This is a genomic window from Streptomyces wedmorensis, assembly GCF_000716445.1.
GTDB lineage: Bacteria > Actinomycetota > Actinomycetes > Streptomycetales > Streptomycetaceae > Streptomyces > Streptomyces wedmorensis.
Window position 1 is genome coordinate 66,506 of sequence record NZ_JNWK01000001.1, and the last position, 22,976, is coordinate 89,481.

Consider the following 22,976-nt stretch of genomic DNA (forward strand, 5'->3'; position numbering starts at 1 on the left):
GCCCCCGCGACCCCCGTGTGGGCCTGCGCCCCACCGCCGTGTGGGCAATCGTCCCGCTGGGGCGGGACGGGTGGGCACACGGGACGGCGCCCTCGGCGGCGCCTCCGCCCCTGTTGCCTTGACCCGCACCCACAGCTCGGTGTGCAAAGGGTGCGGGTTCGGGCGCGGAAACCTGGGCCCGGCAGGGGGCGCCGTCCGTTGTGCCCACCCGTTCCGCCCCAGCGGGACGATCGCCCACAACGGGCGGGGCGCGGGCGCAGCCCACAACGCGCGGGCGCAGGCGCGGGGGTGGGCACCGCCCCAGCGGAACGATTGCCCACAACGCGGGGGCGGGGGCGCAGGCCCACAACGCGGGCGGCGGGGCGTCGTCCCGGCGCGCGACGACCCCCGACGCGCGGGGTGGGGGGGGCGAGGCCCCGTACGGGCACCCGGCGGTCGGTTTCCCGTCGGAGCGTGGGCTACGCTGCGCCCGCGCGGACCACCGGAGCGAGGGGCGGCACCGATGCGAGAGAGCGTGGAGCAGCGGCACCGCCGCATCCTGAGGGTGGTGCGGGAACGGGAGAGCGTGCGGGTCAGTGAATTGGCGGAGGCCTTGGGGGTGTCCGTGGAGACCGCACGGCGGGACGTGGCGGCGCTGGCGGACGTGGGGCGTCTGCGGCGGCTGCACGGCACCGTCAGCTGGCCGACCGCGCCGCTCAACGCCCGTGATGCCCGGCTCGCCCGTCGGGGTGCGCCCCGGCCGGCGGGCGGTCTGGTGCTCGGCATGGTCGTGCCCGTGTCCGACTACTACTACCGGGCGGTGATCCAGGGCGCCCGGCAGGCGGCGGCGGATGTCGGTGCGCGGCTTCTGGTGGGCATCACGGACTATTCGGCGGAGCGCGACGTCCAGCACATCGCCACGTTGCTCGCCGCGGGCGTCGACGGCCTGTTGCTCGCTCCCAGCTGGACCGTCGGCGGCCCCACGCGGGAGGAGGCCGCCCGTTTCGCCGAACCCGCGGTCCCCGCGGTGCTCGTAGAGCGCCGGATTCCGCTCGGCGTGCCCGGTTCCCATCTCGACCGCGTCGTCTCCGACCATGCGGGCGGGGCGGCGCTCGCCGTCCGGCACCTCGCGCGGCTGGGCCACCGCCGGGTCGCCTTGCTGGCCCGGCACACGCATACGCGGCCCGCGGTGCGTTCCGGTTACCTGTCGGCGGTCCGGGCCCTCGACCTGCCGGACGACGACCTGTCCCCGCCGCCGAGCGGGCCGTGGGGGCACCCGGACGACATCGCGCGGGAGCGTCTTCTCGCTCTCGTCGAGGCGGGCGAGGTGCGCGCCGCCCTGGTTCACACCGACATCGACGCCCTCAATCTCCTTCAGTGGCTGACCGCGCACGGCGTGCGCGTCCCCGACGACTTCGCCCTCGTCTGCCACAACGACGAGACGGCGGCCCTCGCGGACGTCCCCCTGACTTCCGTCAGCCCGGCCACCTTCGCTGTCGGTGAAGCCGCCGTCCGTCTTCTGGTCCGCCGCCTCGAAGATCCCGACGCGGCCCATTCGGCCATCGAGTGGCTTCCGAGGCTCGTCGTGCGGGATTCGTGCGGCGCGGGACGGGAGCCGGGCGGGGCCGAGGCTCTGTCGCCGCCCTCCGGCTGACCGAAAACTGCCCGATTCGGCGCCGTCCCTTGACGGATAGAAAGCGCTTGCGGAGGCTGCCGTTCAGGCATCGCCCCCTCCGACACCTCCGCAAAGGCTGGTTCCCCATGGGCTCTTCACTGCGTCGACGCACGTTCCTCCAGGCGAGCGGAGGAACCGCGCTGGCCCTCGGACTCCTCGGTGTCGCGGCCGGGCCGGCCGCGGCGGCGGAAGGGGACGCGCAGGAGTTCGCCGCACTGCGCGCCACGTGGCGGGACCTCGTCCTCGGTGCCGGGTTCAGTCCCACCGCCGAGCCCTTCAGGACGCTGCTCGCCGAACTGGGCAGGACAGCGCGGGGGCATCTGTCCGCGATGGCCCCCGCGGACGGGTCGTTGTGGCCGGACGCCGTGTGGAAGGACCCGGAGCCGGACACGGACGCGGAGTCGTACGGCTTCTCGGCGATGATGAACGAGAGTCTCAACCGGCTGAGTACCCTCGCGCAGGCATGGGCGCAGCCCGGTACCGGCCTGACCGGCGACCCGGCCGTGCTGGAGGCCGTGCTCACCGGCCTCGAGCACGTGTACGCGCGGGTCTACAACGAGAACACGACGCGCTACGGCAACTGGTGGAACTGGCAGATCGGCGGCCCGCAGGCCTTCATGGACACCTGCGTCCTGGTCCACGAGCACCTGACGGCGGAACGGATCGCCGCGTACTGCCGGGCCGTCGACCACTTCGTGCCGGACTCCGTCTTCGACTCCTACACCGGCACCTCCACCGGAGCGAACCGGGTCGACCTGTGCCGCAGCGTGATCCTGCGCTCCATCGTCGGAGACGACCCCGACCGCCTCGCCCGCGCCGTCGCCGCGCTCAACCCCGTCTTCCCCTACGTGACCGCCGGGGACGGCTTCTACGCCGACGGGTCCTTCATCCAGCACCGCAACGTCCCCTACATCGGCGGCTACGGCTCCGTCCTCCACGACGGCATCGGGCGCCTCATGGCCCTGCTGCGCGCCTCCCGGTGGCCGGTGGACTCGCCGGACGCGCAACTCTTCCTGGACACCGTCGACAACGCCATCGCGCCCTTCGTCCACAACGGCCTGATCATGGACAACGTCTCCTCGCGCGGCATCAGCCGGGCCGGGACCTCCGACCACACCAGGGCGCACGGCCTGCTCGCCACCATCGTGCTCGTCGGCCAGGGCGCGAGCGAGCAGGAGAACGCCCGCTGGCGCGCCATGGTCAAGGGCTGGATGCAGCGCGACCGCTTCGCCCCGCCGTTGCGGAACCCGAAGCTGAGCCTGGTCCGCGCCGCCCTGCTGCAGTCCGTCCTCGACGACACCTCGGTCACGCCCGCGCCCGAACCGGTCCAGCACCGGCTGTTCCACCACATGGACCGGGCCACCCACCGCCGCCGGGGCTGGTGCGCCTCGGTCTCCATGGCGTCGAAGCGCATCGCGCACTACGAGTTCGGCAACGGCGAGCACGCCCGCGGCTACCACACCGGCGCCGGCTGGCTCTCCTGGTGGGGCGACGACTTCGGCCTGGACCAGTACTCGGACGCGTACTGGCCGACCGTCGACCCGTACCGACTCCCCGGCATCACCGCCTCCCGCAAGCCGCTCGCCGACGGCGAGGGCGGCAACTGGGGCCAGCCCATGCCCGACGCGGCCTGGGTCGGCGGCACCACCGACGGCGAGTTCGGCGCCACCGGACAGCACCTCAGCGGCCTCTCCTCCACGATGAACGCCAGGAAGTCGTGGTTCTGGCTGGACGACTCCGTCGTCTGCCTGGGCGCCGGCATCACCTCCGCCGACGGCCACGCCGTGGAGACCACCGTGGACAACCGCGCCCTCGGCGCGACCGGCGCGCCCGCGCTCACCGTCGACGGCCGGGTCCAGCCGGCGGCGCAGGGGTGGCGGCGGACCTTCGAGGACGCCGGCTGGGCGCACATCGAGGGCCACGCCGGCTACGTCTTCCCCCAGGGCCTGAAGCTCACCGCCGTACGCGAGGAACGCACCGGCTCCTGGCGGGACATCAACACCGGCGGTCCCGCCACGCCACTGACCCGCCGTTACCTCACCCTCTGCACCGACCACGGCACCGACCCGGCCGGCGCGGAATACGCGTACGTCCTGCTGCCCGGCGCGAGCGCGGCGACCACCGCGCTGCGGGCCGCCGACAGGGGCCGCGTGCGGATCCTCGCCAACACCGGCGACCGGCAGGGCGTCCGCGTCCCCCGACTCGGCCTCACCGCGGTCAACTTCTGGGCCGCCGGCACCGTGGGACCCCTCACCGCCGACGCGCCCGCGTCCGTCCTCGTCCGCGAGCACCGCGACGGCACCGCGACCGTCGTCGTCTCCGACCCGGCCCGCCAGGCCGCTTCCCTGGAGATCACCTGGGCGAAGCGGGTCTCCGCCGTGCTCTCCAAGCCGGCCACCGTCACCGCCGCCACGACGGGTGCCACGCTGAAGCTCGCCTTCGGCGACCTCACCCGGGCCGCCGGCGCCCCCCAGAAGGTCCGGGTCCGCCTCGGCTGACACCGGGCCGGGGCTCCCGCGGACGTGTCACGGGGTCAGGCGGAGGTGAACAAGGCCTCGGGCGTTCCGTCGAGGACGAAGCCGTTGTCGAGACGGACGCGGACCGTCACGTGGGGCCGCTGCTCCTGGTAGGCGAGCCAGTCGGCCTCCAGGGAGCCGATCTGCTCCTCGAGCCGGCTCCTGCTGGCCGGGGGCATCTGGGCGCCGAAGCCGTCGAGGAGGGAAGTGAGCCGCAGGTACTCGCGGACCTCGTGGCTCTCCTCCTTGGCGTGCTCGACGACCCGCTCCACGGTGCCCTCGGTGCCCGACGCGAGGGAGAGGGACCCCCCGACGTCATCCGTCGCGTCCGGGGAGTCCCCGGCCACGGTGAGGGAGCCCGCCAGCCTGACGTCCGCCGCCAGCTTCACCCGCTGGCCGTCATGGAACGCCATCGGTGCCTCTTCTCTTCGGTCGGTGGGTGAGTGGGTGAGGGGATGGGTGGGTGGAGAATCGGGCCGATCGCTCCGCCCGACACATACCGATGTTGGATACACCAATGCCCGAGACACCGTCAAAGCGGGCGCCCCGTCCGCCGTGGCGGGAGTCACGGGCGTCACCGGAACGGTCGGACCGGAGTGAAACCTTCCCGCCGCTTGTACCGTCCTCTCACCTGGGAGACGTCGCGAGCGCACGGGGAGTGGGCATTCCATGGGGCAGCAGAACACGTACAGGACGCACATAGCCGTGGTGGCCTCGGCGGTGGGGATCAGTCTCGCGGTGTGGGCCGCCGCCGCGCTGACCGGCAACGAGGCCGCCGCACAGCGGGGTGCCGGGCCGGCGGAGCGGACGCCGGCGGAGCAGACGGAGCAGCCGGCCCGGATCCCTCCCCAGCGGGTGCCCGAGAGCATCGCGCACGCCGCGGAGGCGGGCGGCACGGCCGTGAACATCACCATCGACGACGGCCCCGACCCGCGGTTCACGCCGCAGATGCTCGACATCCTCCGGCAGAACGGCGTCAAGGCCGTGTTCTGCATGATCGGGCCGCAGGCGAAGCAGCACCCCGAACTCGTGAAGAAGGTCGTCGCGGACGGCCACAAGCTGTGCGACCACACCATGGACCACGACACCTCGATGGACAAGAAGCCCGTCGCGTACCAGAAGCAGCAGATCCTGGCCGCGAAGAAGATGATCGAGGACGCGGCCGGGGGAGCCAAGGTCGAGTACTACCGGGCCCCGGGCGGCGCGTTCACCCCGGACAGCCGGCGGATCGCCGCCGCGGCGGGGATGCGGCCGCTCGGCTGGAACGTCGACACCAAGGACTTCGAGCAGCCCGGCACGGCCTCGATCGTCAACACCGTCAAGAGTCAGCTGTCCAACGGGCCGACGATCCTCTTCCACGACGGCGGCGGCGACCGCGGCCAGACCGTCGAGGCACTCCGGCAGGTGCTGCCGTGGCTCAAGGAGCAGGGGCACGCCTTCAGCTTCCCGGTGCGCACGACTCCTTGACCTGCCGTCGCCCCGCCCCCTCTGCAGGTACTCCGCACCGTGCCCTCGCCCACCCTCGTGCCCGGTCGCCAAGAAGGCCAACCGGCCGCCCTTCCGCCCGTCCGCCCGCACCGCGCCCGCGCCGCTCCGGCGGCAGGGCGAGGCCCTCGACCCCTCGCGTGTTACTCGCCGGTACGGAATGATGGAGGGACAACCATCCATACGGCGGGGCTGAGGTAGCGGTGACGACTTTCGAGGAACGGACCACGGTGCACGCCTTCCGGGACGACGCACTGGGGGAGCACGACGCCGTCGGTCTCGCGGCGGCGATCCGGCGCGGTGAGGTCGGTGCGGCCGAAGCCGCCAGGGACGCGGCCGAGCGGGTGCGGGCGGTCGAGGCAAGGCTGCACGCGGTCCAGACGTACGCCGAGTCCCCGGCGCCCGCCGCCGGGGCGGGCGGCGCCTTCGCCGGAGTGCCGACGTTCGTGAAGGACAACACCGACTACCGCGGCCTCCCCACCGGCCACGGCAGCGCGGCCTTCAGCCCGAGGGAAGCGCGGAGGCACGCGCCGTTCACCCGGCAGTTCCTGAGCAGCGGTGTCACGGTGCTCGGCAAGACCCGGCTGCCCGAGTTCGGTTTCAGCCCGTCCACCGAGTACGAGGCGGCCGAGCCCGTGCGCAACCCGTGGAACACGGGTCACTCGGCAGGAGGCTCGTCGGGCGGCAGCGCGGCCCTCGTCGCCGCCGGTGCGGTGCCGATCGCCCACGCCAACGACGGCGGCGGCTCGATCCGCATCCCCGCCGCCTGCTGCGGCCTCGTCGGCCTGAAGCCGACCCGCGGCCGGGTCGTGGCGAACGCGCAGAGTCGTCAACTGCCCCTCGACATCGTCTCCGACGGCATCGTGAGCCGCTCCGTCCGGGACACCGCCGCCTTCCTCGCCGCCGCGGAGACGTACTGGCGCAACCCGAAGCTGCCGCCGGTCGGCCTCGTGGAAGGCCCTTCGGGCAGGCGGTTGCGCGTCGGGTTCATGCTCGACTCGCCGAACGGCGTCACGACCGACGCCGCCACCCGGGCCGCCGTCACCGACACCGTGGCGACGCTCCAGCGGCTCGGCCACACCGTGGAGCCGGTGGCGCCGGCCATCGACCCGCGGTTCACCGACGACTTCCTCACCTACTGGGGACTGCTCTCGTTCCTCATCGGCGCCGGCGGCCGCACCTTCGGCCCGGACTTCGACCGGCGCCGCATGGACGGTCTCAGCCGCGGACTCCACGCCACGTACGTGAAGAACTGGCGGAGCACCCCCGGCGTGCTGCGCAGGCTGAAGCGGACCAAGGTGGCGTACGCGGCGGCGTTCCGCGGATTCGACCTGCTTCTCTCTCCCGTCCTGGCCCACACGGCGCCGCCGATCGGCCACCTCAGCCCCACCGTTCCCTACCCGGAGCTCGTCGAACGGATCCTGCGGTACGTCGCGTTCACCCCCGTCGACAACATCGTCGGAACGCCGTCGATCTCCCTGCCCGCCCCCACCGCCACGGAGGACGGGCTGCCCGTCGGCGTCCTGTTCTCCGGCCGGCCGGGCAGCGAACGCACCCTTCTCGACGTCGCCTTCACCCTGGAGGCGGACCGCCCCTTCCGGCGCGTCCGGGACGTCTGACGGGACTCCTCGGGCGCCGCGAGCCCGGACAGGATTCAGTCCGGGTCCGCGGCCTCCGCAGGCGCCCTGCCGAGGCCGCGGATGGCCGGGACGGCGAGCATCACGGTGAGGCAGACGACGCCCATGACGGAGGAGAAGAGGAGGACGCGGTCGGCGCCGAAGGACTCGGCCGCCGGGCCGGCCAGGACGCGGCCGAGGGGGATGACCATGATGGAGCCGGCGATGTCGTAGGCGGAGACGCGGCTGAGGACGGCCACCGGGATGTGGGACTGCACGCTGGTCGCCCACATCACGCCCCAGAAGGCGAAGCCGCAGCCGGCCACGACGCCGGTGAGGGCCGTGACGGTGAACGACCAGCCGAGCGCGGGGGCCAGCGGGTTGAGCGTGAAGAAGAACATCGCGCAGGCCCCCGCGACGAGCGGCCGGGCGGGCCGGACGCGCATGCCGAGCAGGCCGCCGACGATCGTGCCGGCGCCGTCGGCGGAGGCGATCCAGCCGTAGCCGCCGGCCCCGTGCTGCTCGGTGAGGAGCGCCGCGCCGAGCGGCACCGACGGGCCGAACACGAACAGCCCGTAGACGGCCCAGACGACGATGACGCCCCACAGCCAGGAACGGGACCGGAACTCGTGCCATCCCGTGGCCAGTCGCCGCAGCAGCGGGTCGTCGCTGTCGTCGCCGTCCTCCCGGGCGGTGCGGAGGTGGCGCAGCGACAGCAGGCCGAGGGCGCTGATCGCGTAGGCCGCCGCGATGACCAGGAAGGAGCCGGCCACGTCCCAGTAGGCCGCGAGGAGGCCGGCCAGGCCGGGGCCGAGGAGGGTGCAGATCGCCTCGGAGACCCGCAGCAGTGCGTTGGCCCGCTGGATGTCCTCGGCGACCTGGGGGACCAGGGCCGCCAGGCCGGGCTGGAACATGGCGGTGGCGGCGCCGCTGACCGCCATCAGGGCCATGACGTGCCAGAGCCGTACCCCGCCGCCGGCCAGCAGAACGGCGAGCGTGAGCATGGTCGCCATCCGCACCGCGTCGGCGCCGACCATCATCACCTGCGGTGTGAACTTGTCGGCCAGTGCCCCGCCGAACAGGATGAGCAGCACGATCGGGGCCATCCACGCGGCCAGCGTGTACCCCACGCCGCCGGCGCCGTACCCGGCGGCCAGGACGGTCGTCGTGATCGAGACCATCAGCATGCCGTCGGCGAGGAGCGACGTGCTGCGGGCGGTGAAGAAGCGCCGGAACCGGCTGGACCGCCAGGGGCTGGGGAGGGCGTCCGGCTTCCGCCGGACGGTCGTGTCGTCCATCGTCATGTCACATCTGCCGGTCGCGGCCGGTCCCTTCCATGAGTATGCGTCGCCGCAGCCATGCGCTGCTCGGTTCGGTTTCGGCCGGCGCGCCCTGGACGATCACGTACCGGCGCGGGGCCAGCACTCCGGGGCGGCCGGGCAGGGTGTCCATCAGCGCCGCGTGAGCGCTCGCCGGGGTCGGCGGGGAGCCGTCGGCGGCGATGAACGCCGTGAGGTGCGGCCCCGGCCCTTCGCCGGCCTCGGCCGGCGCGTCGAGGACGACGTGCACGGGGACGCCGCCGACGGCCCGGCTCAGCGCGTCCGCCACGGCGGGCGGCGAGACCCAGCAACCGTCCACGAGGCACCAGTCGGTGCCGCGCTCGACCGGTTGGACGCCCGTCACCTCGGTGAGCCCGGTGAGCGGCACGTCCTTGTCGGCGGCCGCCTCCAGGAGCCGTACGAGGCCGGTGAGGAAGCCCTCCGCCTCCTCGCGGGGGAACAGCGCCGGGTCCGCCCACAGGGAGAGACGGAGGAGGGGTGCCGTCTCGTGGACGAAGGTGAGGAGGCGGGTCGGCAGGACCTGCTCCGGGCCCCGGCCCAGCTCCAGTTCGGGCCCCGGCTCGTCCACCGGGCCCGCCGATGTGGCCGCGAGGATCGCGGGGAGCGTGCTCACGTCGTTGTAGACGACGTCGCGCGCGAACGCGCTGCCGCGCTCGAACGTGGCCCGCCCGATCATCTCCCACAGGGCCACCGCGTCGAACCGGCTGTGCCGGTACGCGTTGAGCGCCGCCCCCCACGTCTTGGCGAGGAGCGTGTCGAAGGACGGGACCCGCAGGTCGAGGCAGAGCAGCGCGTCCTGCGAGAGCGTGTTCACGGAGCGGGCCAGCCGGGGCTCGTACCGGTTGGAGGTCGGCACGGCCGTGACGCAGGCGGTCTGACCGGCGCGGTGGCCGACGAGCGCGCACCAGGCCGTCAGGAGGACCGTGGCAGGCAGTCCGCCGGTGCGTTCGGCCACGCGGGCCAGCGCCCGGGCGCCCCGCCGTGACCGCAGGGTGAGGCACGGCACCCGTACGTCGGTGCCCTCGGCGCCCGGCTCGGCGAACATCGCCTGGGGCCCGGTGCGGATGATCCGCTCCCAATGCGCCAGCGAGGCACGCGACTTGCGCAGACCCGACGGGGTCGCCTCCTCGGCGGCGAGACCGAGTGGCGTGACGGCCGTGACGTCCGGCAGGCGCGCGCCGGTCAGCAGCGCGAGCCACTCCTCCCGGAGTACGGCGAGGGCGCCGACGTCGGTCACGGCGTGGCTCGCCGCGAGGGCGACGAACACCGGCGCGCCCGCCGCGGTGACGAGGGACACCCGGAGGGGGAAGTCCCGATCGAGGTGGAAGCGGTCGACGCGGGCCGCCCGGGCCAGCGACTCGGCGTACTCCGCCGCTTCGGGCGGCAGCTCGTCGTGGTCGAGGACGGTGAGCGCGAACTCCCCTTCGGCGAAGACGACTTGCTCGCGCGGTACGTCTCCGTCCGCTGGGGCGGGAAACGTGGTGCGCAGGGCTTCGTGGCGCACCGCCAGGGTGCGCAGGGCGTCGATCGCCGCGTCCGTACGGGTCCCCGGCGGCACCGGCCACACGTCGTGGATGTTGATCTGCACGGGTTCGTCGCGCAGGACGCAGCGGATCATGTTCGCCTGCCCCATCGTGACCGCTCCCCGCCGCGCCGTGCCGCCCTGGTACGCGACGGTGACGGTGCGGGTGCTCGTCGGGCGCGGTGACCCGTGCGCGCTCACCGGCACGGGCCCGGCTCGGCCGGGTGCGTGGGGGAGTGCCTCGGAGGGCGGCTCATGCGATGCCTTTCACGGAGTGCGTGGCGTGGACGAGGGGTGCCCAGGCGTCGATCAGGAGGGCGAAGTCCGCCATGTCCTGCCGGGCCTCGTCGAGGAGCTGTCCGGCGCGGGCGGCGAGGAGGTCCGCGGCCTCGGCGTAGCGCCCGCCCAGCTTGCGGTAGGAGCGGTCGAGCACGTCGAGGCGTTCGACGTTCCCGGCGGGGTCGAGGCGCGTGCTGTCCCGGACGAGCTCGGCGACGGCGGTGGCGCGGACGTGTCCCGCGCCGTCGAGCAGTGTGTCGCCGGCCGCCGCCATGCGGGCGTACACCGTGTGGAAGTACCCGGCCGACAGCAGGAACTTGGCGAAGCGCAGCTGGTAGGCGAGGAATCCCTGGTCCGAACGCCGTTCGCCGGTGTGGTAGTTGACGATGTGCCGGTTGTGCAGCACTCCGGGCAGACGGGCCCCGTGCACCAGGTGGAGGAGGAAGTAGTCGCTGCCTATGGTGTCGGTCGCCGGGGGAAGCGGGACCCGGCCGTAGACCTCGCGGTCGAAGCCGACGTTGCACATGTCCACCCGCGTCGGGCTGACGGCGGTGAGCGTGGTCCGGTCGGCGGTGAACGCGGCGGTCCCGGCGCCGCGGAAGGACTCCTCGATCAGGTTGGCCCGCCAGATCTCCGGATAGCCGTAGGGGATCGACAGGCCGACGACCTCGCCGTAGACGGCCGGGTCGAGTCGGCGGATCTCCGCCACGTCCACCGACATCTCGCCCACGAACGATCCGCCGACCACGGCCACCGGCCGGTCCGCGCAGGCGGGATCGAGCCGGCTGCGGGTCACCAGACCCGCCACGTCGGCGGCGCGCCGTCCGAGGGCGGCGAGCTCGTGGTGCAGCGGGAAGACCGGCTTCCCGTCGAGGTACTGGTAGCGGCTGTCGGAGTCCCGGCGGTGCACCGACGAGCACCCCAGGACCTCCGCGATGAGGAACGCGCGGTTGGTGCAGGCGCCGTAGGACACGCGCGACGGCAGCATCAGGTCGAGCAGCCGCTCGGGGGAGCCGACACCTGAAGCGGCGATCGCCTCGCGCAGGACGGCGCGCTGTTCGGTCTCGTCGAGGTGGTGGACGACCACGCCCGGGGCCGGCGGAAGGGCGCGTACCGCCGCGCGGTGCCCGGCGCGTACCGCCGCGTCCGAGGAGTCCAGGATCAGGAATCGGACCTCGACGTCGAAGTGCGCGGCGCCGTAGGCGGCCTCCTCGGCGACCGCCGCGATGGTCTCCGCGCAGGCGCGGTGGGTGGGGAGGGTCAGGCAGACGCGGCGCACGCGGGCTCTCCGCTCTGGACGGAGACCGTCGCGGGGGCGGCGTCGCCCGCGTCCTTCCACGAGGTGAGCCCGAGGAGCCGGCTGCCGAGGTCGGTCAGTTCGGCGGTGGGGTAGCGCTTGGACTCGTGGAGGACCGGGTCGCCGACGAGGGTGCGGTTCCAGCGCGGGGTGCGCAGATGGCGCCAGGAGTCGACGCGGGACTTCCGCAGCCGCTCGTGCTCTTCGAGCGCCGGCATCATCGACAGGTACTGGACCGCTCGCACTCCGTCCCGCGAGACGTTGCGCGCCACGCCGTGGGCGAGGAGGCCGTTCCAGATCAGCAGGTCGCCGGGGTGCAGATCCGGCCGTACGACGGGGAACTCGGCGCGGTCCACGGCGGGGCGGAGGGGATCGCGGTCGGCCGGCTGGCCGAGCTTCCACTCCTCGAACCGGCGGAACAGCTCCGGGTCGCACTGGAAGCCGCCCGTCTCGGGCCGGGTGTCGTTGAGCGCGATGATGCCCTGCACCCGCTGGGGCGGCACGCCGAGCGTGGTGTCGATGTCCCAGTGCAGGTCGATGTCGAAGCCGCGGTCCCGGGTCTCGATCAGCGCGCGGTCGCGGTTGCGGACGTTGGGCGGGTTGAGGTTGAGCCGGTCGAGGGTCACCCACAGTTCCTCGCAGTCCCAGACGTCGACGAAGGCGTCGTACACGCGCCGGGCCTGGCGGCTGTCCCAGAGGAGCTGGTGGTGGTAGGCCTCGACGAAGCCGTACACGTGGAGTTGCCGGTCCAGATCGGAGCGGAACGGCCGGTCCTCGTACCAGCTGTCCGGGCGTTCGGGATCGAGGCCCTGGAAGTCCCACGTGAAGTCGAGCAGTCGCCGGGCCGCGTCGGCCGGGATCGCCTCCCGTACGACGACGTATCCGTACGTCTGCCAGTGGGCGAAGTCCTGTTCGGTCAGGACCCGCAGGGGCCGCGACTTCTCCAGCTCCCGCAGGGTCGTCTGCGCCAGGTAGGACTCGCCGTCGGCACTGAAGTAGGGGCGGTCGGACGCCGCGCGGTGGAGGTGGGAACTGCGTGGGCGGCGGTCGGCGGCGGGTGTCGCCATGTGGTCCCTCCGAGGCGGTGGTCAGGGCCGAGGACGGTCGCTTCCGGCGGTGGTTCGACAGTCGCTGGGCGCGACGCCGGGCGCCGCGGTGGCCGGAAGGGCGTGCCGCGGCGGCTGCTGAAGGCATGTCGCTCAGCAGAATTGGTGTAGACCATCTCTTCTGTCAAGTACGGTGTCGACATGCGGAGTTGTGTCGCTTTCGTGTGTGGTCGGGATGCGTCGAGAGGGATTCAGGTCGCGACGGGGTGGGCCGACTTTGGTCTAGACAAGTTCGGAGATGCTGGCCTAGGGTCCTGGTGTGCGGCCACGGCCTGATGGGCCGTCAGGCGTCTGTGCCGGGCCGCTTGCCCGTCCGCCGGTACGGCGGGCGCGGGCCCGCCCGGATCGTGCCGGCTTCCGAAGCCCCGACTTGTTCGTCCACGCCCAGAGGGAGCGGTTTTCCATGAGCACACCCGGCACCACGGCCCTGCCCGACGGCGGCCTGAAGAACCCCGGTGCGGGCCTGATCACGCTGGACCCGGTCCACACCGCCCTGCTGCACGGCCTGGACGACCTGCTGACCGGACTGGCCGCACGCCTCGCCGCCCCCGAGGTGACGGGACCGCCACTGCTCTCCGTCGACAGCCTCGCGCGACTGGACTTCTTCCGGAACTTCCCCCACCTCGGCGTCTCCGCCGGACGGTTCACCCCCGAGGCGCTCGACGGCCTCGCGGCCGGCGAGGAGCCGGGCGGACTGCCGCTCACGCCGACCGGCTACCTCCTGCCGTCCGCCACCTGCTACGGACTGCTCCTCTCCCTGGAGGGCCGCGACGTCGGCGAGGGCGGCCTGCGGCTCTCCGCCGCCGGCCGCTGCTTCCGCAACGAGACCCACTACGACGGCCTGCGCCGCCTCTGGGGCTTCCACATGCGCGAGGTCCTCTACCTGGGCACCAAGCAGGGCGCGGTCGAACACCTGGAGAGCGGCGCCGGGTTCGTCGGGGAACTGGCCGACCGCCTCGGCCTCGCCCTGACCCGCGCCACCGCCGACGACCCCTTCTACGACAAGGGTGGCTCCCGCGCCCGCCTCATGGCCCTGGACCCCGTCAAGCACGAGTTCAGCGCCCCCGACGGCACCGCCATCGCCTCCGTCAACCGCCACCGCAACTTCTTCGGCGAACGCCTCGGCATCCGCGCCGGCTCCCACGGCCCCGCCTACAGCGCCTGCGTCGCCTTCGGCGTCGAACGCTGGGTCCACGCCATGATCCTCGCCCACGGCACCCCCGAGGCGGCGCTCGACCGGGTGCGCGAAGCGGCCCGGACCCGACCCCCGGCCTGACGGCCGAAGGCCGCCGGTACGACTCACCACCCAGCACCACGGAACAGGAGCACGCCCGCCCCATGGAACGCATCTCCGACTGGCTCCACGAGAAGAACCCCGGCCTCGACGGCCCGATCGACGCCGACGAGGACCTCATCGAGGCCCGGCTCATCGACTCCATGGACTTCCTGGAGTTCATCGACCTCCTCGAGGACCTGACCGGCGACACCATCGACCTCCAGGAGGTCACCATCGACGACTTCCGCACCCTGAACCGGGTCCGTGCGCGCTTCCTGGACGCCACCGGACCGGCCGCCGCGCCGGCCGCCGCCGGATGAACCCTCGACCGTGACGGCCGGCCCCGAGCCGCGGCCGGCCGGCCGGCCGACCCTGGCCGCGGTGGCGACCACCGCGGAGGTCCTGGCCCACCCCGAGCTGCACGAGGGGCTCCTCGCCCCGTGGGAGGTACGGCGGCTGGCCCCGATCCGGATCCCTTCCCGCCGCGACGACGTCCTGGCGGCGCGGCTCCTGCTGCGGCTCTGCGTGGCCCGGTTCACCGGCCGGCCCCCGCACGCCTCCGCGCCGGCCCAGTCCTGCGCCGCGTGCGGACGGTCCGGTCACGGCCGGCCCTTCCTGCCGGGCCACCCCGAGATCGGCCTCAGCGCGAGCCACGCCGACGGCCTCGCCGCCGCGGCGGTGGGCCCCAGCCGCGTCGGCATCGACGTCGAACCCTCGACGCGCCGCCCCGGCCCCCTCCCCGTCCTCCGCCGCCTCCTCCCGGAGGCCGACCTCGAAGCCGCCTCCGCGAGCCCCGATCCCGGGGCCGCGCTCCTGCGCCTCTGGGTGCGGCACGAAGCCCTCTTCAAGGCCGGTGGCCCCGGTCTCCGACTCCTGGAGCGGACCGACCCCCCGCGCGCGGCCGTCGTCGCCGTCGCGAGCACCACGCCGGTCACCGTCTGCTCCCCGGCGCCCTGACCGGGAAAGCGAGGCGATCGCCGGGGCGTGGCGCGAGGGGGAGAGGCGGGCCTGTTCCCCCTCCTCGACGCGCCGCAGCCGGTCCTCGCCCGACCTTCCGGGCATCGGTGGCGTTCCCCCATCGCTCACCCGGGTGTCATGTCAGGGGTCTTGCGCCGGGCTGTCGGGCTCTCTAGTCTCCGCCAATGGTTAGGAATACTTCCTATCTATTGCCGTAGAGGGAAAGGGAGTTGTCATGCGGAGACGAAGTGCCTCGCTGCTCGGACTCGCGGGTCTGCTGGCGGTGCCCCTGACGGTCATGCCGACGGCGGAGGCCGCCGACGGGCTGGTGTCCACCGGGAAGGCCGTGACGGCGTCGTCCGTCGAGACGTCGGCGTTCGGGCCCGCGTTGGCCGTGGACGGCAACGGAGCCACCCGTTGGGCGAGCGTGGAAGGGGTCGACCCGCAGTGGATCCGGGTGGACCTCGGGGCGAACCACACGATCTCGCGGGTGAAGCTCAACTGGGAGGCGGCGTACGGGAAGGCGTACCGCATCCAGACCTCGCCGGACGGCGCGACCTGGAGCGACGTCTACTCCACGAGCGCGGGCGACGGGGCGACGGACGACCTGACGGTCTCCGGGAGCGGCCGGTACGTGCGGATGTACGGGACCGGGCGCGGAACCCCGTACGGCTACTCCCTCTGGGAGTTCGAGGTGTACGGCGCGCCGACCGGCGGCGGTGGAGGCGGCGGGACGGCGGTGCCGTTCGGCAGCCACCTCAAGCCGTACGCCGCGGGGATGCTGAAGCCCACCGGCTCGCAGGCGACGGTCGACCAGAAGGTGGTCGACTACTACAACCGGTGGAAGGCCGCCTTCGTCCGGCAGAACTGCGGCAACGGCTGGTACCAGATCATCTCGCCGGACGCCGACCACCCGTACGTCGCCGAGGCGCAGGGCTACGGCATGGTCGTGACCGCGACGATGGCGGGCGCCGACCCGGACGCGAAGAAGATATTCGACGGCCTGGTGAAGTGGAAGATCGACCACCCGTCGTCGGTCAACCCGAACCTGCTGGCTGCCGAGCAGGACACCGCGTGCAAGAGCGTCAACGGCGGTGACGGGGCCACCGACGGCGACATGGACGTGGCGTACGGCCTGCTGCTCGCCGACAAGCAGTGGGGCAGCGCCGGCACGTACAACTACAAGGACCTCGCGCTCAAGCACATCGCCGCCATCAAGAAGGACGAACTCAACCCGACGACCAAGCTGTTGAAGCTGGGCGACTGGAGCAGCTCCGGCGACCAGTACTACTGGATCTCCCGGACGTCGGACTGGATGGTCGACCACTTCCGCGCCTTCCGTACGGCCTCGGGCGACACGACCTGGGACGCCGTGCGCAGCGCGCACCAGACCCAGATCTCCCGCCTCCAGTCCACGTACGCCCCCGGCACCGGACTCCTGCCGGACTTCGTCGTCGACACCAACACCACGCCCAAGCCGGCCCCGGGCCAGGTCCTGGAGGACCCCAACGACGGCGCCTACTGGTGGAACGCCTGCCGCACCCCGTGGCGCATCGCCGACGACGCGGTGACCAGCGGGGACGCCACTTCCCTGGCGGCGGCGCGGAAGCTGAACGGCTGGATCAAGTCGAAGACCGGCGGCGACCCGAACAAGATCGCCATCGGTTACAAGCTGAACGGCACGCAGATCTCCTCGGGCAGCGAGGCCGCCTTCTTCGCCCCCTTCGCAGTGGCGGCGATGACGGACTCGGGCAGCCAGGCCTGGCTCGACGCCCTCTGGAACAAGATGCTGGCCACGCCGATCGACACGAGCAGCTACTTCTCAGCGAGCATCCAGCTCCAGGTCATGATCACCGTCTCGGGCAACCACTGGGTCCCGTAACCCCGTCCACGGCCTCAGGGGAACGGACAGGCTCCTGAGGTAGTCGGACAGGGCGGTCGTGGTGGCGCCGATCGGGAACCGGGCGCCGAGCTGCCCGTCCGGCCGGACCACGAAGCCGGTCGCGTCGTCGGGGAGGTAGAGCCGTGCGAACTCCCCGGCGGCGTCCCGGTAGACGGGCGCGGACGCCCCGGACGGCACGCCGTCCGGGGCGTCCTGCGCCAGGACCGCGAGCGGCGGCAGGTCGCCCGCGGCCCGCGTCGCGTCGGCCGCCCGGGCCAGGGTGGCGGCGTCGTCCCCGTACAGCAGCACCACGTGCCCGGCCCGCCCGCGCAGGACGTCGAGCAGCCGCAGCGGGTAGCCGGCGATCGGCGTCGTCAGGCCCGCGCAGTCCGGGGCGCGGTCCCCTGGCTGGGGCGCCTCGTCCGGTCCGTACGGGGCGCCGGAGAGCGGCCCGTCGCGGTAGCCGACGAGAAGCTGGGCCTCGCGGAGCATCCGGGTCCGCCGCTGGTCGGGACCGGTGTCCATGCCCTGGACGGCATGCCGGACGGTCCGGCCCACGACCTCCTCGCCGACCGGGCGGCGCTCGCCGTCGTAGCTGGTCAGCAGGGCGGGCCCGGCCTCGCCGCGGACGACCAGGGCCAGCTTCCAGGCCAGGTTGCAGGCGTCCTGGACGCCCGTGTTCATGCCCTGCGCGCCGACCGGCGGATGGATGTGGGCCGCGTCGCCCGCGACGAACACCCGTCCCTCTCCGTAGCGGTCGACGATGCGGTGGCTGATGCGGAACACCGACGACCAGCGCAGCGCGGAGAGCCGCGTGGGCCGGGGCGCCAGGCGGTCGACGACGGCCTGGAGATCGTCGAGCGCGGGCCCGGTGCCGCCTTCCAGACCGTGCGCGACACCGTCCCCGGCGCGGTCCGCGGCCGCGGACGCGGAAGGCGCCTTCATCGACATGCGGTAGCGCCCCGCACCCGGCAGCGGGATGCACACCAGGAGGTCGTCGCCGGCGCCGTCCGGCGACGGGCCGCTGGAGCGCAGGCCGTAGCCCGGCGGCAGGTCCCAGTCGGCCTCGACGTCGCCGAGCATGTACGTCTCCGGGAACGCGCCCCCCTCGTAGGACAGGCCCAGCGTCTTGCGGACCACGCTGTGGGCGCCGTCGCAGCCGATCAGATAGCGCACCCGCAGTTCCTCGTCGGCGCCCGAGGCCGTGCGCAGCCGCGCGGTCACGCCGTCCGGGTCCTGGGTGAACGACAGCAACTCGGTGCCGCGCTCGATCGACGTGCCCAGACCGGCGACGTACGCCTCCAGCAGCCGTTCGGTCTCGTACTGGGGCAGCGCCGCGAATCCGTACGGCACCTCGGGCGGCAGCGAGAGCTCGATCCTCGCCTGCTCCCGTCCGTCGACGTAGATCAGCTGCCCGTGCAGCGGAACAGCGGCCTCCAGGACGTCCCGGACCAGCCCCATCCGGTCCCATAGCTCCAGCGTGCGCGGCTGGATCCCGACCGCCTTCGCGTACGGCAGCCTCGCCGGCAGCCGGTCGACGAGCCGGCAGCGCACACCCCGGCGGCGCAGTTCGGCGGCGGCGCTCAGACCGACCGGCCCCGCGCCCACGACGAGTACGTCGGTGGTCGTGCCACCGGTGTCCGCGGGGGAATGGCCCATCGCTGCCTCCCGGTGCTGCCCGGCCTCCGGTCAGGTCCCGTACGTCCATGGTCACCCGGAGCCGCCCGCCCGGCGAACGCGCGGGGGCCCGCCGACCCCGGAGACCCCACGCGACCCCTGCGGACCTGCGGACCTGCGCGGACGGAACCGGGCGGGACCTTCCGGCGTCCGTCACCTGCATGAGCGAGAACCCTTCACACGGGGCCGAGCGACACGGGGCCGAGCGACACGGGGCCGAACGACCCGGGGCCGAGCGGCACGGAGACCACGAGCGAGGGCGAGAGGAGCACGGCGACGCCCGGGCGGAGAGCGCCGTGGGCTGTCTGCTCGCCGTCGCCGGGGTCGCGGTCGTGGGGGCGTTCGCGCTGGCCCGGGCCGCCTACACCATCGACGGCGGCTTCGAGGCGCACGCCAGGGACTGGGGAGTGATACTCGTCGAACTGCCGCTGATCCTGTGCGCCGGTCTCGTCGTACCGCCGCTGACGTACGCGGCGGCCACCCGGTGGCTGCGGCCGTGGCAGGCGGCGCTCGTCTGTGTGGCGGTCGTCGCCCTCGGCCTCTGGGGGCTGGCGGCCGGCTGGAATCCGCCACAGGCACCGGATCCCGGTTACGGGCCGGGCATCTGACGTACTTTCGAAGGCCGTTCGCCCGAAGGGGTACGGTGCCGGGGTCCGGCCGCACCCCTGGCCGGCCGCATCGGAGCATCCCACGGGATCCGTGGGAGAAGAGCGAGGAACCCCATGGCAGCACAGGAGCAGCGCACCCCGACGACGGTCGTCTCGTATCCGGTGGGTCATGTCGTCGGCGGGCGGGAGGACGTACGGGACGACGAGTGGGGCGACGTGGAGTCGGTCGTCCGGCTGGACGCGGCGGCGTTCGGGCCCGAAGCGGTCGCCGGCCTCGACGAGTTCTCGCACCTGGAGGTCGTCTACCACTTCGACCGGGTGGCACCGGACGCCGTCCAGACCGGCGCCAGGCACCCGCGCGGCAACAAGGACTGGCCGCTCGTCGGGATCTTCGCCCAGCGCGGCAAGAACCGCCCCAACCGCATCGGCGTCTCGCGCTGCCGGCTGATCCGGACCGACGGCCTCGACCTCCACGTGCGGGGCCTCGACGCGGTCCACGGCACCCCCGTGCTCGACATCAAGCCGTACATGGCCGAGTTCGGCCCCCAGGGGCCGACCGAGCAGCCGGCCTGGGCCGACGAGATCATGCGCCGCTACTACTGAGGCGCCGCCCGGGCGCCGACCCGATGGTGAACCGGCGTACGGAACTCGAACTAGGGTTTCCCCGTGCGTGTACTGCTGGTGGAAGACGACGAGCCGGTCGCGGAGTCCCTGCGCCGCGGACTCCTGCGCTACGGGTTCGAGGTGGAGTGGGTCACCACGGGGGCGGCGGGGCTCGCCGTCGCCACCCCGTACGACCTCGTGCTCCTCGACCTCGGTCTGCCCGACACCGACGGGCTCGACGTCTGCCGGGCGCTGCGACGGCGCGGGGACGTGCCGATCATCGTCATCAGCGCGCGCAGCGACGAGACCGACCGGGTCGTCGGCCTGGAGATCGGCGCCGACGACTACGTCTCCAAACCCTTCGGGGTCCGCGAGGTCATCGCCCGGATCCGCGCCGTGATGCGCAGGGTCCGCCCCGCCGAACAGCCCACCGGGCCGCAGCGATACGGGGCCAGGCTGACCGTCGACCGCAAGGCGGCCCGGGTCCGGCTCGACGGCGTCGAAGTGGCGCTCACGCCCAAGGAGTACGACCTCCTGGCCTTCCTCACCGAGGAACCCGGCGCCCTGATGTCGCGCGAGCAGATCATGGAAGCCGTCTGGGACGCCAACTGGTTCGGGCCGACCAAGACCCTCGACGTCCACGTGGCCGCGCTGCGCCGCAAGCTCGCCGGCGCGGTGGCCGTCGAGGCGGTCCGCGGGGTGGGCTTCCGACTGAACGTGCTCACCGACGAGCCGGACGGCGCCGGGGACCGGGCCGCGCCGGAGGCCCCGGTCGGGCCGGTCGGTGCGGACCCGACGTGATCAGGCGGCTGATCGTCAGTTACGTGGCGCTCGTCGCGGTGGCGCTCGCCGCCTTCACCGTGCCGGTCGCCTTCACGCTCACCGCCCAACTCCGGGGCGACACCGAGGAGTCCGTACGCCGCGAGGCCACGACGATGGCGCTGCTGCTCGGGGAGGGCGACGCGCCCGCACGGCAGGCGCTGGCCCGGATGGCGGGGGCGTACGGCGACGAGACGCCAGGGACGGTGGAGGTGGTGGCGGCCGACGGCAGGAGTGCGATGCCGCCGCTGCCCCTGCCCGCCCACCCGGACGACCCGGCCTTCGACAGCGCGCTTGCGCGGGGCAGGACCACCGTCGACTGGGGGTCGCGGCTCGTCTGGGGGCCCGAACTGGTGGTCACCGTACCGGTGTACGCGCGGAACGGGGCCGTGGAGGAGCGGATCGTCGGTGCGGTCCGCGTCCGGTACGAGACGGCGGACCTCACCGACCGGCTGTGGCGGATCTGGGGGTTCCGGGCGATCCTCGCGGTCGGCGTGCTCGCCGTGGCGGCCGGGCTCGGCGCGATCGTGGCCCGGCTCCTCACCAAGCCGCTGCGCCAACTCAACGACATGGCGAGCAGGTTCGGCGACGGCGACCTCACGGCACGGTCCCCCGTCACCGGCCCGCAGGAGACGCGGACGCTCGCCCGCACGCTGAACCAGGGCGCGGAGCGCCTGGACACGCTCGTCGCCTCGCAGCGCATCTTCGTCGCCGACGCCTCGCACCAGCTGCGTACCCCGCTGACGGCGCTGCGGCTCTCCCTCGACAACATCGCGGACGGGGTGGACGACGAGTTCGTCCGCGAGGACGTCGACCAGGCGACCGCCGAGGTCGTACGGATGAGCCGCCTCGTCAACGGGCTGCTGGTGCTCGCCCGGGCCGAGGCGAAGGTCTCCGCGCCCGAACCGCTGGCGCTGCGCGAGCTGGTCGAGGAACGCCTGAACGTGTGGCGGCCGGCCGCCGACGAACGCGGGGTGACCCTCGTCCTCGCCGGTGACGCCGACGACTGGCCCCGGGTGCTCGCGGGGCCGGGCAACCTCGACCAGGTCCTCGACAACGTGCTCTCCAACGCCCTGGAGGTCTCCCCGGACCGGGGCACGATCACCGTACGGGTGGAGACGGACGGTCCCGAGGAGGCGGTCGTCGAGGTCCTCGACCAGGGCCCGGGGATGTCCGCCGCCGAACAGGCCCGCGCCTTCGACCGGTTCTGGCGAGGCCAGGGGCTGACCGGCCGCACGGGCTCGGGCCTCGGCCTCGCCATCGTCAAGCAGCTGGTCACGGACGACGGAGGCCGGGTCGCGCTTCGGGACGCGCCCGGCGGCGGACTGTGCGTACGGATCGGACTGCGGACCGAGGCCGACGCGCCGCGGCGGATCAGCCCTCGGCCGGGAGCACCGAGGAGTGGTGGTTGACGATCAGCCAGACGCCGTCCCGCTTCTCGTACTCGTAGGTGTACCGGGCGTCGACCGCCTTGGTGACGCCGGTCTTCGGGTCGGTGAGGTGGAAGCGGTAGACGCCGGCGTCGAGCGCCGAGTTCCGGTCGAGGACGCGGATCACCGAACGGACCTTCTCGCCCCGCGGCTTCTTCTGCAGGAAGTGCTCGAAGTAGTCGACGATCCCCACGTGATCGGTACGGATCCGGGGCGACGCCGTCGGCAGCAGCACGGCGTCCTCGGCGTACAGGTCGGCGACCTTCTCCGCGTCCCCGGTCAGCAGCGCCGCGTTCCACCGGTCGAACAGCCCGGCTATCTCCCGCTCGGTCACCCCGCCCTTCCGGTCGCCGCGGTCCCTGCCGTGCTCCTTCTCACCTGCCTGCGCCACACCCACACCGGCGACGAGCGCGCCGAGCGCGGTCACGGCGACGCCGCCGGCGACGGCGGCGCGGATACGGGTCCTACGGTTCATCGGATCTCCTCCGCTGAGCGAACTCCCCCCGACCGCAGCTGCGTTCGGGTGATCCCACTCTCGCGGCGCCCGGGTCAAGCCCCGTACAAGGGACCGTCAGCGCCCGGACAAGACTCGGGAAAGATCACGGCCGGCGGGCGGCGACCGAGTCGTCGTCCAGCGCGTCCGTCAGGTCGTAGCACTTGGTCTCGACGGTCTCCGGGGCGAGCGGCGGCGGCCCTTCGCGAGGTCGGCCTCGGCCAGTGCACGGGCACGGTCGGCGGCGGTCGATCCGGTGAGGATCGCGGCGAGGGCGTCGGGGAAACGGGCGTGTGCGAGACGTCGAGCCTGGTCGACGGGGTCGACGGGGTCGACGGGGTCGGCGGTCATGCCGGACAGGATGCCGGGCGCCGTGCTCCTCCGCGACTCGATTCCGGGCGCTGACCTGCGACGAC

20 protein-coding genes are annotated in these 22,976 nt (G+C 73.2%); 12 read left to right on the top strand and 8 right to left on the bottom strand.

Annotation, left to right across the window (positions count from 1 at the left end):
- Positions 1-502 precede the first annotated feature (502 nt).
- The gene (locus OO54_RS00260) at positions 503-1,633 is read left to right on the top strand and encodes a LacI family DNA-binding transcriptional regulator (protein WP_063738235.1); all 1,131 of its coding nucleotides are present in this window, start codon (positions 503-505) and stop codon (positions 1,631-1,633) included.
- A gap of 107 nt (positions 1,634-1,740) precedes the next feature.
- On the top strand, positions 1,741-4,152 hold the full coding sequence (locus OO54_RS00265; protein ID WP_033200821.1) for a polysaccharide lyase 8 family protein: 2,412 nt from the start codon (positions 1,741-1,743) through the stop codon (positions 4,150-4,152).
- Positions 4,153-4,187: 35 nt separating this feature from the next.
- Here OO54_RS00265 and OO54_RS00270 read toward each other — a convergent pair whose 3' ends face one another.
- A complete protein-coding gene (locus OO54_RS00270; RefSeq protein WP_033200822.1) occupies positions 4,188-4,583 on the bottom strand; it encodes a hypothetical protein in 396 nt (131 codons plus the stop codon).
- Positions 4,584-4,839: 256 nt separating this feature from the next.
- Between OO54_RS00270 and OO54_RS00275 the strand changes: the two genes are divergently transcribed.
- Both OO54_RS00275 and OO54_RS00280 read left to right on the top strand, forming a co-directional pair.
- Entirely contained in the window at positions 4,840-5,637 is a 798-nt protein-coding gene (locus tag OO54_RS00275; protein WP_051786612.1) for a polysaccharide deacetylase family protein, read from the top strand.
- A gap of 221 nt (positions 5,638-5,858) precedes the next feature.
- Positions 5,859-7,274 (top strand): amidase, encoded by a 1,416-nt coding sequence (locus OO54_RS00280; protein WP_033200823.1) that lies wholly within the window; start codon positions 5,859-5,861, stop codon positions 7,272-7,274.
- Between the two features lie 35 nt (positions 7,275-7,309).
- On the opposite strand, the gene OO54_RS00285 is transcribed toward OO54_RS00280, so the two are convergent.
- The 4 genes from OO54_RS00285 to OO54_RS00300 all read right to left on the bottom strand — a co-directional run bounded on the left by OO54_RS00285 (position 7,310) and on the right by OO54_RS00300 (position 12,776).
- The gene (locus OO54_RS00285; protein ID WP_033200824.1) at positions 7,310-8,575 is read right to left on the bottom strand and encodes an MFS transporter; all 1,266 of its coding nucleotides are present in this window, start codon (positions 8,573-8,575) and stop codon (positions 7,310-7,312) included.
- A gap of 1 nt (position 8,576) precedes the next feature.
- Positions 8,577-10,244, bottom strand: coding sequence for a condensation domain-containing protein (locus tag OO54_RS00290; protein WP_234439199.1), 1,668 nt, complete (start codon positions 10,242-10,244; stop codon positions 8,577-8,579).
- Between the two features lie 142 nt (positions 10,245-10,386).
- Positions 10,387-11,691 (bottom strand): DUF6271 family protein, encoded by a 1,305-nt coding sequence (locus OO54_RS00295; RefSeq protein WP_033200826.1) that lies wholly within the window; start codon positions 11,689-11,691, stop codon positions 10,387-10,389.
- Positions 11,673-12,776: a phytanoyl-CoA dioxygenase family protein gene (locus OO54_RS00300; RefSeq protein ID WP_033200827.1), complete on the bottom strand. Its 1,104-nt coding sequence runs from the start codon at positions 12,774-12,776 to the stop codon at positions 11,673-11,675. Before OO54_RS00300 ends, OO54_RS00295 begins: the two co-directional genes overlap by 19 nt.
- Positions 12,777-13,218: 442 nt before the next feature.
- On the opposite strand from OO54_RS00300, the gene OO54_RS00305 reads away from it, so the two are divergent.
- The 4 genes from OO54_RS00305 (at position 13,219) to OO54_RS00320 (ending at position 16,930) form a co-directional block, all read left to right on the top strand.
- Positions 13,219-14,091: a class-II aminoacyl-tRNA synthetase family protein gene (locus tag OO54_RS00305; protein ID WP_033200828.1), complete on the top strand. Its 873-nt coding sequence runs from the start codon at positions 13,219-13,221 to the stop codon at positions 14,089-14,091.
- A 62-nt stretch (positions 14,092-14,153) separates the two neighbouring features.
- Positions 14,154-14,411 (top strand): acetylxylan esterase, encoded by a 258-nt coding sequence (locus OO54_RS00310; RefSeq protein WP_033200829.1) that lies wholly within the window; start codon positions 14,154-14,156, stop codon positions 14,409-14,411.
- 10 nt (positions 14,412-14,421) lie between these two features.
- On the top strand, positions 14,422-15,048 hold the full coding sequence (locus tag OO54_RS00315; RefSeq protein WP_033200830.1) for a 4'-phosphopantetheinyl transferase family protein: 627 nt from the start codon (positions 14,422-14,424) through the stop codon (positions 15,046-15,048).
- A gap of 235 nt (positions 15,049-15,283) precedes the next feature.
- On the top strand, positions 15,284-16,930 hold the full coding sequence (locus OO54_RS00320; RefSeq protein ID WP_033200831.1) for a glycosyl hydrolase family 8: 1,647 nt from the start codon (positions 15,284-15,286) through the stop codon (positions 16,928-16,930).
- Here OO54_RS00320 and OO54_RS00325 read toward each other — a convergent pair.
- Positions 16,871-18,589 carry an FAD-dependent monooxygenase gene (locus OO54_RS00325; protein ID WP_033200832.1) on the bottom strand — a complete coding sequence of 573 codons (1,719 nt, stop codon included), beginning with the start codon at positions 18,587-18,589 and terminating at the stop codon, positions 16,871-16,873. The two genes, OO54_RS00320 and OO54_RS00325, sit on opposite strands and share 60 nt — an antisense overlap.
- Positions 18,590-18,768: 179 nt before the next feature.
- Between OO54_RS00325 and OO54_RS00330 the strand changes: the two genes are divergently transcribed.
- From OO54_RS00330 to OO54_RS00345, 4 genes are all read left to right on the top strand, one after another.
- Entirely contained in the window at positions 18,769-19,215 is a 447-nt protein-coding gene (locus OO54_RS00330) for a hypothetical protein (protein ID WP_051786613.1), read from the top strand.
- A 114-nt stretch (positions 19,216-19,329) separates the two neighbouring features.
- Complete coding sequence (locus OO54_RS00335) at positions 19,330-19,818, top strand: SAM-dependent methyltransferase (protein WP_033200834.1); 489 nt, start codon at positions 19,330-19,332, stop codon at positions 19,816-19,818.
- A 63-nt stretch (positions 19,819-19,881) separates the two neighbouring features.
- Positions 19,882-20,619, top strand: a complete 738-nt coding sequence (locus tag OO54_RS00340; RefSeq protein WP_033200835.1) for a response regulator transcription factor — start codon at positions 19,882-19,884, stop codon at positions 20,617-20,619.
- On the top strand, positions 20,616-22,049 hold the full coding sequence (locus OO54_RS00345) for a sensor histidine kinase (protein ID WP_033200836.1): 1,434 nt from the start codon (positions 20,616-20,618) through the stop codon (positions 22,047-22,049). The genes OO54_RS00340 and OO54_RS00345 overlap by 4 nt, the downstream gene beginning before the upstream one ends.
- Here the strand turns inward: OO54_RS00345 and OO54_RS00350 are convergent.
- On the bottom strand, positions 22,012-22,542 hold the full coding sequence (locus OO54_RS00350; protein WP_033200837.1) for an SgcJ/EcaC family oxidoreductase: 531 nt from the start codon (positions 22,540-22,542) through the stop codon (positions 22,012-22,014). The genes OO54_RS00345 and OO54_RS00350 overlap by 38 nt on opposite strands.
- A 168-nt stretch (positions 22,543-22,710) precedes the next feature.
- The gene (locus OO54_RS00355) at positions 22,711-22,911 is read right to left on the bottom strand and encodes a hypothetical protein (protein ID WP_033200838.1); all 201 of its coding nucleotides are present in this window, start codon (positions 22,909-22,911) and stop codon (positions 22,711-22,713) included.
- Positions 22,912-22,976: the final 65 nt, after the last annotated feature.

What these genes read in the sequence shown, in the direction of transcription:
- OO54_RS00260 (WP_063738235.1), top strand. Translation starts at nt 503, where the DNA reads ATGCGAGAGAGCGTGGAGCAGCGGCACCGCCGCATCCTGAGGGTGGTG.
- OO54_RS00265 (WP_033200821.1), top strand. Translation starts at nt 1,741, where the DNA reads ATGGGCTCTTCACTGCGTCGACGCACGTTCCTCCAGGCGAGCGGAGGA.
- OO54_RS00270 (WP_033200822.1), bottom strand. Translation starts at nt 4,583, where the DNA reads ATGGCGTTCCATGACGGCCAGCGGGTGAAGCTGGCGGCGGACGTCAGG.
- OO54_RS00275 (WP_051786612.1), top strand. Translation starts at nt 4,840, where the DNA reads ATGGGGCAGCAGAACACGTACAGGACGCACATAGCCGTGGTGGCCTCG.
- OO54_RS00285 (WP_033200824.1), bottom strand. Translation starts at nt 8,575, where the DNA reads ATGACGATGGACGACACGACCGTCCGGCGGAAGCCGGACGCCCTCCCC.
- OO54_RS00290 (WP_234439199.1), bottom strand. Translation starts at nt 10,244, where the DNA reads ATGGGGCAGGCGAACATGATCCGCTGCGTCCTGCGCGACGAACCCGTG.
- OO54_RS00300 (WP_033200827.1), bottom strand. Translation starts at nt 12,776, where the DNA reads ATGGCGACACCCGCCGCCGACCGCCGCCCACGCAGTTCCCACCTCCAC.
- OO54_RS00305 (WP_033200828.1), top strand. Translation starts at nt 13,219, where the DNA reads ATGAGCACACCCGGCACCACGGCCCTGCCCGACGGCGGCCTGAAGAAC.
- OO54_RS00310 (WP_033200829.1), top strand. Translation starts at nt 14,154, where the DNA reads ATGGAACGCATCTCCGACTGGCTCCACGAGAAGAACCCCGGCCTCGAC.
- OO54_RS00320 (WP_033200831.1), top strand. Translation starts at nt 15,284, where the DNA reads ATGCGGAGACGAAGTGCCTCGCTGCTCGGACTCGCGGGTCTGCTGGCG.
- OO54_RS00325 (WP_033200832.1), bottom strand. Translation starts at nt 18,589, where the DNA reads ATGGGCCATTCCCCCGCGGACACCGGTGGCACGACCACCGACGTACTC.
- OO54_RS00330 (WP_051786613.1), top strand. Translation starts at nt 18,769, where the DNA reads ATGAGCGAGAACCCTTCACACGGGGCCGAGCGACACGGGGCCGAGCGA.
- OO54_RS00335 (WP_033200834.1), top strand. Translation starts at nt 19,330, where the DNA reads ATGGCAGCACAGGAGCAGCGCACCCCGACGACGGTCGTCTCGTATCCG.
- OO54_RS00350 (WP_033200837.1), bottom strand. Translation starts at nt 22,542, where the DNA reads ATGAACCGTAGGACCCGTATCCGCGCCGCCGTCGCCGGCGGCGTCGCC.
- OO54_RS00355 (WP_033200838.1), bottom strand. Translation starts at nt 22,911, where the DNA reads ATGACCGCCGACCCCGTCGACCCCGTCGACCCCGTCGACCAGGCTCGA.